This window comes from Candidatus Hepatincolaceae symbiont of Strigamia maritima, assembly GCF_055505085.1.
In genome coordinates this window covers 1-13,051 of sequence record NZ_DBKDTU010000036.1, presented here as the reverse complement: position 1 = coordinate 13,051, position 13,051 = coordinate 1, and the positions used below count along the sequence as shown (strand labels likewise).

Annotated in this window: 16 protein-coding genes; 10 read left to right on the top strand and 6 right to left on the bottom strand. The window is 30.2% G+C overall.

The window, feature by feature from the left end:
• The first annotated feature begins 882 nt into the window (after positions 1–882).
• Together ACQCX0_RS00910 and ACQCX0_RS00905 are read left to right on the top strand one after the other, a co-directional pair.
• Positions 883–1,272: a hypothetical protein gene (locus tag ACQCX0_RS00910; protein ID WP_462562220.1), complete on the top strand. Its 390-nt coding sequence runs from the start codon at positions 883–885 to the stop codon at positions 1,270–1,272.
• Between the two features lie 587 nt (positions 1,273–1,859).
• Positions 1,860–2,153 carry a hypothetical protein gene (locus ACQCX0_RS00905; protein ID WP_462562219.1) on the top strand — a complete coding sequence of 98 codons (294 nt, stop codon included), beginning with the start codon at positions 1,860–1,862 and terminating at the stop codon, positions 2,151–2,153.
• Positions 2,154–2,201: 48 nt separating this feature from the next.
• Here the strand turns inward: ACQCX0_RS00905 and ACQCX0_RS00900 are convergent, their stop codons facing one another.
• The 4 genes from ACQCX0_RS00900 to ACQCX0_RS00885 form a co-directional block, all read right to left on the bottom strand.
• The gene (locus ACQCX0_RS00900; RefSeq protein ID WP_462562218.1) at positions 2,202–2,681 is read right to left on the bottom strand and encodes a DUF1178 family protein; all 480 of its coding nucleotides are present in this window, start codon (positions 2,679–2,681) and stop codon (positions 2,202–2,204) included.
• Entirely contained in the window at positions 2,674–2,940 is a 267-nt protein-coding gene (locus tag ACQCX0_RS00895; RefSeq protein ID WP_462562217.1) for a glutaredoxin domain-containing protein, read from the bottom strand. The genes ACQCX0_RS00900 and ACQCX0_RS00895 overlap by 8 nt, the downstream gene beginning before the upstream one ends.
• A gap of 130 nt (positions 2,941–3,070) precedes the next feature.
• Positions 3,071–3,694, bottom strand: coding sequence for a bifunctional nicotinamidase/pyrazinamidase (gene pncA / locus ACQCX0_RS00890; protein ID WP_462562216.1), 624 nt, complete (start codon positions 3,692–3,694; stop codon positions 3,071–3,073).
• Positions 3,695–3,716: 22 nt separating this feature from the next.
• On the bottom strand, positions 3,717–4,484 hold the full coding sequence (locus tag ACQCX0_RS00885; RefSeq protein WP_462562214.1) for a ComF family protein: 768 nt from the start codon (positions 4,482–4,484) through the stop codon (positions 3,717–3,719).
• A gap of 62 nt (positions 4,485–4,546) precedes the next feature.
• Here ACQCX0_RS00885 and ACQCX0_RS00880 point away from each other — a divergent pair, with 62 nt between their 5' ends.
• The 6 genes from ACQCX0_RS00880 (at position 4,547) to ACQCX0_RS00855 (ending at position 9,366) form a co-directional block, all read left to right on the top strand.
• Positions 4,547–5,332 (top strand): methyltransferase domain-containing protein, encoded by a 786-nt coding sequence (locus ACQCX0_RS00880; RefSeq protein ID WP_462562213.1) that lies wholly within the window; start codon positions 4,547–4,549, stop codon positions 5,330–5,332.
• Between the two features lie 196 nt (positions 5,333–5,528).
• Positions 5,529–6,278 carry a DNA/RNA nuclease SfsA gene (sfsA, locus tag ACQCX0_RS00875; protein WP_462562212.1) on the top strand — a complete coding sequence of 250 codons (750 nt, stop codon included), beginning with the start codon at positions 5,529–5,531 and terminating at the stop codon, positions 6,276–6,278.
• 10 nt (positions 6,279–6,288) lie between these two features.
• Positions 6,289–7,092 carry a type I methionyl aminopeptidase gene (map, locus tag ACQCX0_RS00870; RefSeq protein ID WP_462562211.1) on the top strand — a complete coding sequence of 268 codons (804 nt, stop codon included), beginning with the start codon at positions 6,289–6,291 and terminating at the stop codon, positions 7,090–7,092.
• A 30-nt stretch (positions 7,093–7,122) separates the two neighbouring features.
• A complete protein-coding gene (gene radC / locus ACQCX0_RS00865) occupies positions 7,123–7,818 on the top strand; it encodes a RadC family protein (protein WP_462562210.1) in 696 nt (231 codons plus the stop codon).
• Positions 7,819–7,959: 141 nt separating this feature from the next.
• Positions 7,960–8,586 carry a Grx4 family monothiol glutaredoxin gene (grxD, locus tag ACQCX0_RS00860; protein WP_462562209.1) on the top strand — a complete coding sequence of 209 codons (627 nt, stop codon included), beginning with the start codon at positions 7,960–7,962 and terminating at the stop codon, positions 8,584–8,586.
• 117 nt (positions 8,587–8,703) lie between these two features.
• Entirely contained in the window at positions 8,704–9,366 is a 663-nt protein-coding gene (locus ACQCX0_RS00855) for an alpha/beta hydrolase (protein WP_462562208.1), read from the top strand.
• A 220-nt stretch (positions 9,367–9,586) separates the two neighbouring features.
• On the opposite strand, the gene mnmA is transcribed toward ACQCX0_RS00855, so the two are convergent.
• A complete protein-coding gene (mnmA, locus tag ACQCX0_RS00850) occupies positions 9,587–10,675 on the bottom strand; it encodes a tRNA 2-thiouridine(34) synthase MnmA (RefSeq protein ID WP_462562207.1) in 1,089 nt (362 codons plus the stop codon).
• A gap of 137 nt (positions 10,676–10,812) precedes the next feature.
• On the opposite strand from mnmA, the gene rquA reads away from it, so the two are divergent.
• Both rquA and ACQCX0_RS00840 read left to right on the top strand, forming a co-directional pair.
• Positions 10,813–11,535 carry a rhodoquinone biosynthesis methyltransferase RquA gene (rquA, locus tag ACQCX0_RS00845; protein WP_462562206.1) on the top strand — a complete coding sequence of 241 codons (723 nt, stop codon included), beginning with the start codon at positions 10,813–10,815 and terminating at the stop codon, positions 11,533–11,535.
• Between the two features lie 7 nt (positions 11,536–11,542).
• Complete coding sequence (locus tag ACQCX0_RS00840; RefSeq protein ID WP_462562205.1) at positions 11,543–12,427, top strand: polysaccharide deacetylase family protein; 885 nt, start codon at positions 11,543–11,545, stop codon at positions 12,425–12,427.
• A 14-nt stretch (positions 12,428–12,441) separates the two neighbouring features.
• Here ACQCX0_RS00840 and ACQCX0_RS00835 read toward each other — a convergent pair.
• A partial coding sequence (locus tag ACQCX0_RS00835) for a hypothetical protein (protein ID WP_462562204.1) occupies positions 12,442–13,051 on the bottom strand: 610 nt, incomplete at its 5' end.

The window sequence follows — 13,051 nt, the reverse complement described above, 5'->3', positions numbered from 1 at the left end:
TTTCCCTACACGACGCTCTTCCGATCTCTATAAAATTATGACCATCACTTCTGAAAATGAGATAAAAAAATTTAGTGCTCTTGCTAATGAGTGGTGGGATGAGCATGGAAAATTTAAAGTATTACATAAATTTAATACTCCTAGATTTAATTATATTCATAAGCATATTTTGCAATACTTGCAAATCTTAGATAATGATTTGAGCAAGCTCTGTCTATTGGATATTGGCTGCGGAGGAGGCTTATTAGCAGAGAAATTTGTACAATTAGGAATAAAGGTTACAGGAATTGATGCTACTGAGAAATGTATTGAGGTAGCAAAGCTTCATGCCCTTAAGAGTAAGTTAGATATAAATTACGTACTTAAAAAACCCGAAGATATTAACATCTTAGAATATAATAATTATGATATTGTATTAGTTATGGAAGTAATAGAGCATGTAGAAGACTTAACAGAATTTATCAAAATTGTTACTTCTCTAGTTAAAAAGCACGGGTTAATCTTTTTTTCCAGCATTAATAAAAATATTAAATCTTTAATATTAGCTAAGATTACTGCTGAATATATTCTAGGTTGGCTACCAAAAGGAACTCATGATTTTAATAAATTTGTAAATCCAACACTCTTAGAAACACTATTGCACTGTAATAATTGTGATTTATTATCAATTCAAGGTATAAAATTTAACATTTTTAACAATAGTTGGAATATCACTGATACCTCTGATATTAATTATATTTGTGTGGCTAAAAAATTATAATTTTTATTTCTCCTACTTTTACCTTTAAGAGGTATAAAATCCTATTAGGATATCTTTCATAACTTAACCATATAAACTAATATTACCTATACAGATTTAATATTATTATATAAGGAAAAGAGATGAAATCTCCTAAAAATAAATGTACTATCTCAACAGATAGTACCAATATCCAGAGCAACAACAAACCAAAAAAACAAAAAGTATCAGAACTCAATAACTGCCCAACACAATCTGATTCTTCAAAATCAAAAACTACTGCTCAGAATCAACCTACTTTCTCAACGGAAGTATCTGACTTACAAGCAAGTTTGGAAAGTTTTGATAAACTACTTAATATAGCACAAACTAGTAACGATAAGGATTCCTCTGATAAATCCTCCACTGCTACTACAACTTCTACTACTAATGGAAATTATCATATAACAACCACTACACTTAGTGCTTCTAAGAGGAGTAGTTCTTTTCTTACAAGTAGCAACCCAAAATTCATCAATAAAAAGAGTACATAACCTATAACCTGTAATTAGCAGAGTTTAGATATAATACTTTATAAGAGCAACTATTTCTTATAAATGTCAATCCATAAGGAAAATAATATGAACAAAGAACCTAATCAACCCTGCACTAGTAAAGAAGATTATCTTTAAATAGCAATAGTTCGCAGGATAAAAAAATTATCCTCAACTACAACTGATACTGCCAGTAGCTCTTTAAATAATAATACCACAATAAACGAAACCATCCCTACTATCAAGAAGTATTATAGACTCTAGTAGAAGACTTAATCGTAGTGTTTTACTAAACAATATTTCTTTGGGAATCACAGAAGAAATTTCCAGGATTGCAAGTTCCCGCCAAGTTCCTACTACTAGTACTGCTACTCCCTATCCTGCACCTCACAGAGACGTCTACAGTAGTAGTGAAGATGAAGCTCCTAGAAGAGAATTGGGAAATACAAGAAATAGTAGTTCTAGAAGAAATAACTCAACTATCTCAAGAAATACTAGCTCGACCCACGGTTAACCAGTACTCGTATCTCACGAAACCCCAGTAACACTAATAACTCAACAATCCTATAGGTATTGGGTTAAGAGGTATGAGTTCTAGTGCAACTCTTGTGGAAAACGCTTATGATTTCGACCTACTACCCCTAAAAGAAACTAGAGTATTTCCATTAGAAGCAGTAATATTAGCAGTAATTATTCGACTCATAGTAGAAACAACACCCCTTATAGTAATTCAAATAATGAATAAAAATAACTACTGCTTTTTAGCAGACATTGCACGTTTAAAGAGCTCACATGCCTGCCGTGTGGAGCAACAACATAATCTGAGTGCATGCATTATCAATAAATTCAGCTCTTATGCCAATTCTACTAAGCTTTTATAGGGAATACCAAAAGCATTGCTATTATAAGTATTGCTTTTTTAATTTATATTATCTTTCTTCTTCCACATCTACCATGGGAATAGGAAAAATATCAATCCCTTCTTCTAAGAGTTCTTCTATTTCCTCGGTGGTAGCATCCCCATAGATACTTTGTACTTCTATTTCCTGATGATGCATTTTTACCGCTAATTCTTTAAAATCTCTACCAACATAAATATATTCATTAAGATCACCTAATACTTTCTGCAAAAGAATAAATTTTGCTGCTAAATCCTCAGAATTAGTTTGAGTATAAGTAAAAGACTCTATATTATAATTAGCTTTTTCTTTTATTTTTTTGCTTCTCTTTTTAGAAACATTAGGTTGAAAAATAATAGAGGGAGACATTATATCTTTAGTAATATTATTATCCCCACAAACAGGACAAGCAACAGCTCTTACTTCCATTTGTGCATCACAAAAGTCTGAATTTTTAAACCAAGCCTCAAAAGAGTGCCTATTTCTACAAATTAACTGATACTTAATCATGATCTTTTAATAAATTATCTAGTTGTTGAGTTGCTTCTAATTCGTATAAATCATCACAACCTCCGATATGTTGCCACTTATTAATAAAGAAAATTTGCGGAACCGAGGTTTTTCCGGTAAGTTTTGACATTTCTACTTTCCTCTCAGGTGCATTTTCTATATTTATTTTAATAATTTCAATTGATTTTTGCTCAAGTAAGGCAAAAGCCTTAATACAATAAGGACAAGTAGGTAAATAATATACTAAAGCTTTAAGCATGACTAAAAATTCCTAGTTTCTTGTACTATTAGCAGTACCATAATTATAACTATTCGCAATATAGTTATAATTTATTACTAAGATACTCGCTATTCTTTTAAATTGCAATTTTTTTATATAGATATAACTATTAGATAAGCTTTACCTTGTGTTTTGTTAACTCTTTAATAATTTGATGAACTTCTCTAGGATGAGATGTTATAGACCTAGTAGCATCTAGAATAACTTTAGTTTCAAAACCGGCTTTTATAGCATCAAGTGCACTATATTTTACACAAAAATCAAGAGCTAATCCTACTATAGTTATATTTTTTACCTGCTGTTCATTTAAATATTCCGTTAATTCGGTGGATGTTCCTAACTCATCAAAAAAAGCACTATAAGAATCCCTATCAGGATAGATTCCTTTATAAATACGATGGGTAATTTTTCTTATATTTAAGTCTTTGTGTAGTTCTGAGCCGAAAGTATTTGCTACACAATGCACAGGCCATAAAATTTGTTCTTTATTATGCACCATAACTTTATCCCCAGGTTTTCTACCAAAATGGCTTGTAAAAAAAGAAATATGGTTCTTCGGGTGAAAATCTTGGGTGGAAATAATCAAGCTATAATTATCCATTAATGAATTAATAGCATTAATAATAAAGTTAGGCTTACCGCTAACCTCTAATGCTCCTCCTTCTAAAAAATCATTTTGTATATCTACAATAATTAAAGCTTCCTTTACTCCCTGAATAATTCTTTGTTGCATGGTTTTAAAATCCTTATTGTTCTTATATTTTTAAAGATCCCTCTACTCTAGCTAATGCTAAAATAGTTATAGATTTTGCCCCAGCTTTTCGCAATTCTAATGCACAAGCATTAATTGTTGCTCCGGTAGTTATTACATCATCTATTAATAAGATATTTTTATTTTGGATCATAGCATATTTTTGATAATTTATAGAAAATTTATTCCTACTCTTCTTTACCCTCGCAGCCCCATTAAGGGTTGCTTGGTTTGGTTGAAATTTTGCTTTTAAAAGATTTGGTTCATAAGGAATCTTCCACTGTTTAGTTAAAGGTTTAACTAATACCCCCAAATGGTGATAATTACGCAAAAATATCTTAAAATAGTGCATAGGAACAATAGTTATTATATCAATATTGGAAATTCTAGCCTCTATAAAAGCTAAATTCATTAATTTAACCAATAAAATAGTTACATTTAGATTATCTTCATATTTATACATAGCAATCAGTCTTGCCAACTCTTGATTATAAATACTACTATAAATTATTCTATCAAAGGCTAGTTTCCTGTTAAGACAAGCTGTACATTTGGTAATATGAATCGGTTCAGAGATTGTTAATACATTACTACACAAAGTATTTTCTATCAAACTACTTCTACCTAAATCAAAGCCACAAATTGTGCAAGGTTGCCGTGGTTTTATAATCATAGAGTCAATACAGCGATTACACAAAACTGTATGCTCTAAGAGTGGTTCTTCACAAAATATACAATGAGGAGGATAAATTAAATTACCCAATTTTTTCATAAAATATGGTATCATAGTTTTTATAATTAATTCGCTAATCCTAACAATTATTATAAACTAAAATGACTATCTTTAACAGAAAACTCCTAAAGCTTCGCAGGGAAAACATTGCTGCTAATTTTTCTGAGTATAATTTTATAAAAAAAGAAGTCAGTAAGCGCTTATTAGAAAGAATAGATGAAATTTATCAGAAATTTCCTTTAATTCTAGATATAGGATCTCATACTGGAGAGATTCAAGAAATTCTACAAAAAAAAGCTATAAATTCACAGGTTATAGAATGTGATTTGGCTTTTAATATGCTAAAACATAGCAAAGGTATTTATAAAATTGTAGCTGACGAAGAAGCTTTACCTTTTAGAGATACTTCCTTTGACTTAATTATTAGTGTGTTTAGTTTACAGAATGTGAATAATTTGGCAGAAGTTCTGCAGAAAATCTTCGAATTATTAAAGCCTGGCGGTCTTTTTTTATGTTCTATGCCTGCTTTTAGCTCTTTAGGGATATTATCTCAAAGTTTAGTAGAGAGTGAATTAGCAGTTCACGGAGGCTTTACTCCTAGAATTCATCCTTTTATTGATGGTAAAACTGCAGGAAATTTATTAGCACAACAAGGATTCAAAGAAATACTAGCAGATAGAGATAGTATCAATATCATGTATAAAGATTTTAAGAACATTTTAAGAGATTTAAGAGGTATGGGAGAAAGTAATCTTTTACTTTCATACAAAAAATCCTTAAACAAGATATTTTTAGAAAAATTACAAGAGAAATTACAGACTTTCAAACTAAAAGAACACTACCCTATTAATATAGAAATTTGTAATTTATTAGGTTGGAAGAAGTAACCTTTATCTGTAGGGTAGTTAAATAATCATATGCCTTTTTGCAAACATTATATCTTTCTGCGAGTGCTCTACCAGCCTTGCAGAGCAACCAACCAACCCTTAAGTAGGAGGGTTTTTAAAAGCTGATTTTTCCTTAAAATATGGTATACTTTTTAAAAATATAAACTAACCAAATAAGAAAATATCGGAACTATTGATGCTCTTTAGCTCACCTTTAATCAGGGGAATCTTACTTAAACGTTATAAAAGATTTCTTGCTGATATCAGGCTAGAAAATCAGGAAATTATCACTGCACATTGTGCAAATCCCGGTTCTATGTTAAGTCTACTAGAAATAGGAGCTAGAGTTTATGTATCAAAAGTTACGAGTAACGAAGCAAAACTTGCTTATCGTTGGGAGCTTATAGAGTTAAATACTTCTGCCAATCTTACTTCCAAAGCATTAAATCATAACCTAGAAGCTAAACCCACCTTAGTTGGGGTAAATACTTTTTCTGCTAATAAAATTATAAAAGCAGCTCTTGATAGAGCTTTAATCCCCGAATTAGTTGCCTATACTACTGTTTTAGCAGAACAGAGGTTTTCAAATAATACAAGATTTGATTTTTTCTTAGAAAACAATCAACATAAAGCTTTTTTAGAAGTAAAAAGCGTACACTTAAAAAGACAAAATTCCTTAGCAGAATTCCCTGACGCTAAAACTCTAAGGGGACAAAAACATTTAGATGAATTAGTTAATGCTCAAAAATTAGGATATCACTCATATCTCTTATTTTTAGTACAAAGAGCTGATTGTACCAGCTTTAGTATAGCTGAGGATATAGATACACGTTATGCTACAAAATTAAAAAATGCCTTGCAAAATAATGTAAAAATATTATGCTATAGTTGTAGTGTTTCCTTAACTGGGATTACTTTAGAAAAACCTATACCAATAATTATATAAAAACCTGACTATGTTAACCCTCACCAATTATATAGATAGTTATGAAGAATATTATAATCACAAAGTTCCTATTTATAATCAAAAGGCTTTTGATTTACTACAAAAAGCCGGACTCTTAGCTTACCAAACTCTAGAATATATTAAACCCTTTATTAAAGAAGGTGTAAGTACAGATTATTTGGATAATTTATGTCATGAGTTTATTCTTAAGAACCACGCAACTCCTGCTCCGCTTAACTATAAAGGATTTCCCAAAGCAACCTGTATTTCTGTAAATCATGTAATTTGCCATGGTATACCTAATGAAAAAAAATTAGCTAACAAAGATATACTCAATGTGGATATTACCGTTATTTTAAATGGTTTTTACGGTGATACTAGTGCTATGTTTAGTGTAGGAGAACCGGGAGTTAAAGCTAAAAATCTTATTAATACTACTTATACGGCTCTACTAGAGGCTATTAAAATAGTAAAGCCCGGAATTTATTTATGGCAGATTGGAGAAGTAATAGAAAATATTGCTCATAATGCCGGATTTTCGGTAGTTGAAGATTTTTGCGGTCATGGTATCGGGCATGCTTTTCATCAACCTCCGGAAATTCTGCATTTTAAAAGAATGTCCTCAAATTTAATCTTAAAAGAAGGTATGGTTTTCACCATAGAACCCATGATTAATGCAGGGCAGAAATACGGAAAAATTCTCCAAAATGGGTGGACTGCAGTAACTAAAGATAAATCCTTATCGGCTCAATTTGAGCATACAATAGGAGTACTTAATGATGGTTGCAGAATCTTTACTCACCCCCAATTATAATAATTTTTCCTCAGATAAGCTAGCATAATAATGGCTACTCTTAAAGAACAAAAACATTATACTGGGCACAGACAAAGGGTTAAAGATAGATTTTTAGATATGCCCAATAGAAGTAATCATAGTGACCAAGATATCTTAGAATTACTCTTATTTTATACCATTCCCAGAAAAGATGTAAAACCTTTGGTAAAAGAACTCTTAGAGCATTTTTCATCCTTATCTAATATACTCAGCTGTTCTTATGAAGATTTTAAGGATTTTACTTACATTTCAGAAAGTACTTTTATTCTCTTTAAATTAATTAAAAGTACTAGTATGAAGTTAATCAAACAGGAAATCCATAAAAAGCCTATTTTAAGTAATTGGCAACACCTACTTGATTATTGTTATGCTAATCTAGCCTCTGAGAAAAAAGAGTTTCTAAAATTACTCTACTTAAATACTAAATATGTTTTGATTAAAGATGAAATTCTACAGGAAGGCACTGTTGACTATGCTCCTGTTTATCCAAGAGAGATTGTAAAACGTGTTCTGGAAGTTGGGGCAAGTGCTTTTATTTTACTTCATAATCACCCCTCAGGAGACCCAACCCCAAGTGATGCCGATATTGCGGTTACCAAAAAACTTCTTCATGCTACTAAAGCTTTGGATATTACCTTATTAGATCATCTTATTGTTGGTAAAAAAGGGATTATTTCCCTCAAAAATATTGGGTTGTTATACTAAATATCTTCTCTAATTCTCTAAAAATATCTACATATCTTCAACAAAATAAAAATTACTATTCCACAATACTAGTTTATTTGGTATTATATTAGAGTATAAGTAAAACTATCATATCATAATACGAATATTAAGGAAAAGACCATGAGTATAGACTTAAAAGCCCTAGAAAACCTTCTAAAAGAAAAAATACCTAATGCACAGGTTTTATTAGAAGATACAATGGGAGACGGTCAGCATTTTGAGGCTATTATTATCTCGGATAGTTTCATAGATATTCCTAACATTACACGCCATAAAACAGTATACGATATTCTAGGGAATTTAGTGGGAAATGAATTGCACGCTTTATCTTTAAAAACCCTAACAGTTCTCGAGTCTAAAAATTATCAAACTAATACCTCTTCACATTCTAAGGAATCTACTAACAAAAATGTACATAATGATAGCTTAAAGGCAATTGATACTATTATTAAGAATAATGATGTAGTTTTATTCATGAAGGGTAATAAAAACCAACCTTTATGCGGATTTTCAGCAACAGTTGTGCAAATTCTAGATAAATTAGAAGTTAATTTTCTTGATATTAATATTTTAGCAGATGAGAATTTACGTGATAACATTAAGATCTATTCTGATTGGCCCACCATTCCGCAATTATATATTAAGGGAGAATTTATCGGAGGCTGTGATATTACTAGGGAAATGTATCAATCTGGTGTTCTCCGTGAGCTTTTTAAAACTAAAGATATTCATATAGCTCAAGGCTAATTCTTTGGTCGCTACCCAAGACTATGCTAAGAAATTGGTATAATCTCTTAAAGTGTTACCTTATAAACACTACAAAGATTCTTACCACCATGAGGTTACCACCAAAAGGTACATTTGATGAACACTATATCTCATTTAAATTATATCAGTATAGATGCCTTAGATAATCCTAAAAAGCCTCGTTCTTTATTAGTATTTTTGCATGGGTACGGAGCATCTAATGAAGAACTTAGTTTTTTAGCAACCTACATCAGGAAACAATTACCCAATACTACCTTAATTGCTCCTAATGCTCCTTTTAAATGTGATGTTGGCATGGGCTATCAATGGTTTGCTCTTAAGAGCTTAGATGATTTAAACTACTTAATGCAAGGAGCTACTCATGCTTCTAAATACTTAAATGATTTTATTGATTTTCTAAGCAACTATTACCAGATTCCTAAAACTCATATCCACTTTTTAGGATTCTCACAAGGTTCTATTACTTTATTATATACTTACCTACGTAGCCCCTCTACTTTAGGGGTAGCTATTGCTCATTCGGGTAGCTTTTTACATAGTAGTATACAAGACCAACAAATTAAGAATCCCAACCCTAAAATTTTAGTAATTCATGGTACCTTAGATGAAGTTTTACCCCTATACCATTATGAGATAACCATAAAAAGCTTAGAGATTTTAAATATTAAGTTTTCCAGTATTTTAGAACCAACTCTACAACATTCTATTAGCACTAAAACCTTACAGCATAGTATTGATTTTATTAAACAATATTCCTAAAAACTAAACTCTTGCCTGGGTTCAAAGAAGTAGGGTATTTCCCTAGAGTAATATTATTTTACTTATTTACTAAGCTTTTATACAAAGCTTAAACAAAATTTTTATCCTTTAGCACTAACTCTTGCAAAGTAGCCATTACTATTAAAGGTTCAACACTTATCATTAACAAGGATTGTACAGGGATAAGTCTCTTTACTTAGGAAGAAAGAGAAAAAAATAATTAGATTACACCTCCGCCTAACAAACGACCGTTTTCATTATAAAAAGCACAAACTTGACCTCTTGCTACTCCAAAAAGATCTTCTTTGAAAATAACCTGAGCTTGATTATTCTCTAAAGGAATAATAGTTGCAGGAATTAGAGTTTGAGAAGATCTAACTTTTGCTAAAAGATTCTGTTGCTTAGAGAGAGGGTCTTCCCCTAACCAATTAACATTATAAATATTAATTTCTTTTTTTGCTAAAGCTATTCTAGGACCAACAATTACTTCATTTTTTTCTTTATCAACTCTTACCACATACATGGGTTCTGTATTACCACCAACCCCTATACCTTTACGTTGCCCTACGGTAAAATGTACAATACCGTTATGCTCTCCTACGATATTACCTTGAAGATCTACAATATTGCCTTTTTTAATTTTATCTTGATGTAACTTAAATACCTCAGCATAATTAAAGCCACCAGCAAAACAAATATCAGCACTAGCAGGTTTACTAGCTACATGAATACCTATTCTTTTAGCGTGTTCCCTAACCTCATCTTTTAGCATATCGGCTAAGGGAAATCTAATATGATTAATTGCCTGTTTATTCAACATAGCTAAGAAATAGCTTTGATCTCGGGTTTTATGAGTACCTTTATAAATTTCACCATTTAAATTATGATTTAATTTCCACTTAATATAATGCCCTGTTACTAAAATATCTGCCCCAAGATTTAAACTATAATTTAACATTGCTCCAAATTTAATGTCTCTATTACAATTAATACAGGGATTAGGGGTACTTCCTTCTAAATAATTCTCTATAAAAGGATTAATTACTTTATCCATAAAAGTAGTTTTTAATTCTACAAAATGATGTTCTATACCTAAATAATCTGCTACTTTTTTAGCATCCTCCTGAATTTGGGTGTCTTTGCAAATAATGCCCTTACTTTCATTGGTTTCATAGAGCAAAAGAGTAACTCCTACCAAATTTTTATATCCTGCCTCAAGTAATAAACCTGCCACTGTACTACTATCAACCCCGCTAGACATAGCAACCGCTATTTTAGAATTTTTATCAACTTTAGGAAAATCTATCATAATAGTTCTTAATATTACCTTTTTATTGTATAATATAGAATTGTTATATAAAAATATGTTATAATATTTTGTTTGTAGATTATATACTATTTATACCATAAAAGTAAAGGGATAATAAACTACTATAAAGGGATACTATGTTTAACAGTAATAATAATAAGGATACTGATAAGGATAACGAAGAGATTATCAGGGAAACTTATAATATTCCTACGTATCTTAAAGAAATTTACCATTGGGCATATATTAATCCTAAAAATATTAAGCGTTTAGATAATATGTTTTTATATAATCTAATTCTATTTGGGAATGGTTATAAATTAATGAAACAATATCTAAAGGAAATTAGTATTGGGAATAATGTATTACAAGTTGCCCATGTGTATGGCAATCTTATTACTAAAATGGCTACAAGTGTAGGTAGTACAGGGCATTTAGATGTAATAGATATTGTACCAGCACAATTAGAACAAGCAAGAAAAAAACTTTTGAATTTTAATAACGTAGAAATCTGGCAACAGGACGCCACTACCATGTTTCATAGGGTATATGATGTTATTGGTATTTACTTTTTGTTGCATGAGGTACCGGACAAAGTAAAATCACAAATTTTAAATAATGCTTTATTCTCCCTAGAACAGCATGGCGGTAAGATAGTAATCATAGATTATCATGAACCCAGAATGTTTCACCCAGTACGTTCTATTCTTTTACTAGTAAATTTATTTTTAGAACCATTTGCAGATTCACTGTGGAATTATGATATTAGGGATTTTGCCAAAAACACCAATAAATTTAATTGGTCTACGGAAACTTTCTTTGGTGGGGTTTATCAAAAAGTTGTAATTACTAAAAAATAAGGTCTTTATGCTACAAGTATTCTTATTTATTGCCTTATTTATTACTCTTATTACCACTGTTTCTGCAAAGATTAGCAATTATAGACCTATGTCTATGTATGTTACTTACAAAAATAAAGAGTTTCTACTTATTAGAAGTTATAGTCATTTGGGGATTAAAAAATATTTAGCACTTAACACCACAACTTTTAACACCCAAATTATTGATGCTACTGAACTTTCCGGTTTTTCTATAATTATACCCAATAAACAACATAAACTGTATAATCATAATTTAGAAAGTGGCTATATTCCGGGGGAGATTTATTTAAGTGTTGATATGTGCCCTTCCCATAAAAAGGGATTTGAGCAAGAATTTTTCTTAAGTTTAATTAATTATGCTAAGGCAACCAAAAAAGAAATATATTTATTTATTCCTATTTCTGCTCTGTGGGCAATAAATCATCCGATAGAATTTGCTCAAATAAAAGAATGGGCAACGGAGGGGAGTCTTAAAATTACTTGGGGTAATCATACTTATAACCATTTTTACGACCCTAAGCTACTAAATGATAAAAACTTTATGATTCATGATAAAATCAACGCTAAAGCAGATATTCTAAATAATGAAATTTTTATGTTAGAAAACGGCTTAACTCCCTCGATATTTTTTCGCTTTCCAGGATTAGTATATGATAAGGACTTAATAAAAATAGTTAGAAAGCTTAACTTAATTTCTTTAGGAAGTAATGCTTGGTTAGCTAAAGCTAACAATAATTTTTCTGATATGAGTATTATTTTGGTGCATGGCAATAAAAATGAACCACTAGGTATTAAATTATTTTTAGAAAACCTCAAACAAGGAAAGTTTAATAAATTTGTTTTTGCCGATATTAGGAATATTTTAAAATAAAATAACAACTACTATTATATTTTCTTTCTACTTACATCAATAAAATATGGATGTTCTTTTTTCTCTATGAAATTCTTAATTAATTCTTCCATATATATAAAATATTTATCACGATTAGCAGGAGCTGTATAATAGTAAAAAAAGAAATATAAAAATATATGAATTGTTTTAACAGATGGTAGTTTTTTCGAACCCATCAAAGAAAATAATTGTTTTTTTAAATTCATTATTGGAGGTTTTACAGGGTTATAAAAATCAAAGCTCTGCTCACCTAATAAAATAATTTTATTACAAGCTAATATGGCTTTTAAATATGATTTTGAATTTTGTATAACAATTACATCAGCATACCTTATTAAGTAATCTGATAAATTTTTCTCACCAAATAATTCATCGGGATAACAAATATTTTTATACTCTGTTAAGGATTTTTTTATTGCATAAATCTTATCTTGGTTGTTCCACTTATCAATTGGATGAAAAGCAATTAATATACAGAAGTCTTCAGGCATGTTTTTATATAAGTATAATAAATTATCTATTTGATTTCCTTTAAGTGTATAATATTTTATCCAGAAATTACTCTCAGTTCCCATATATTCAAAAGGAAAAAATATAACTTTC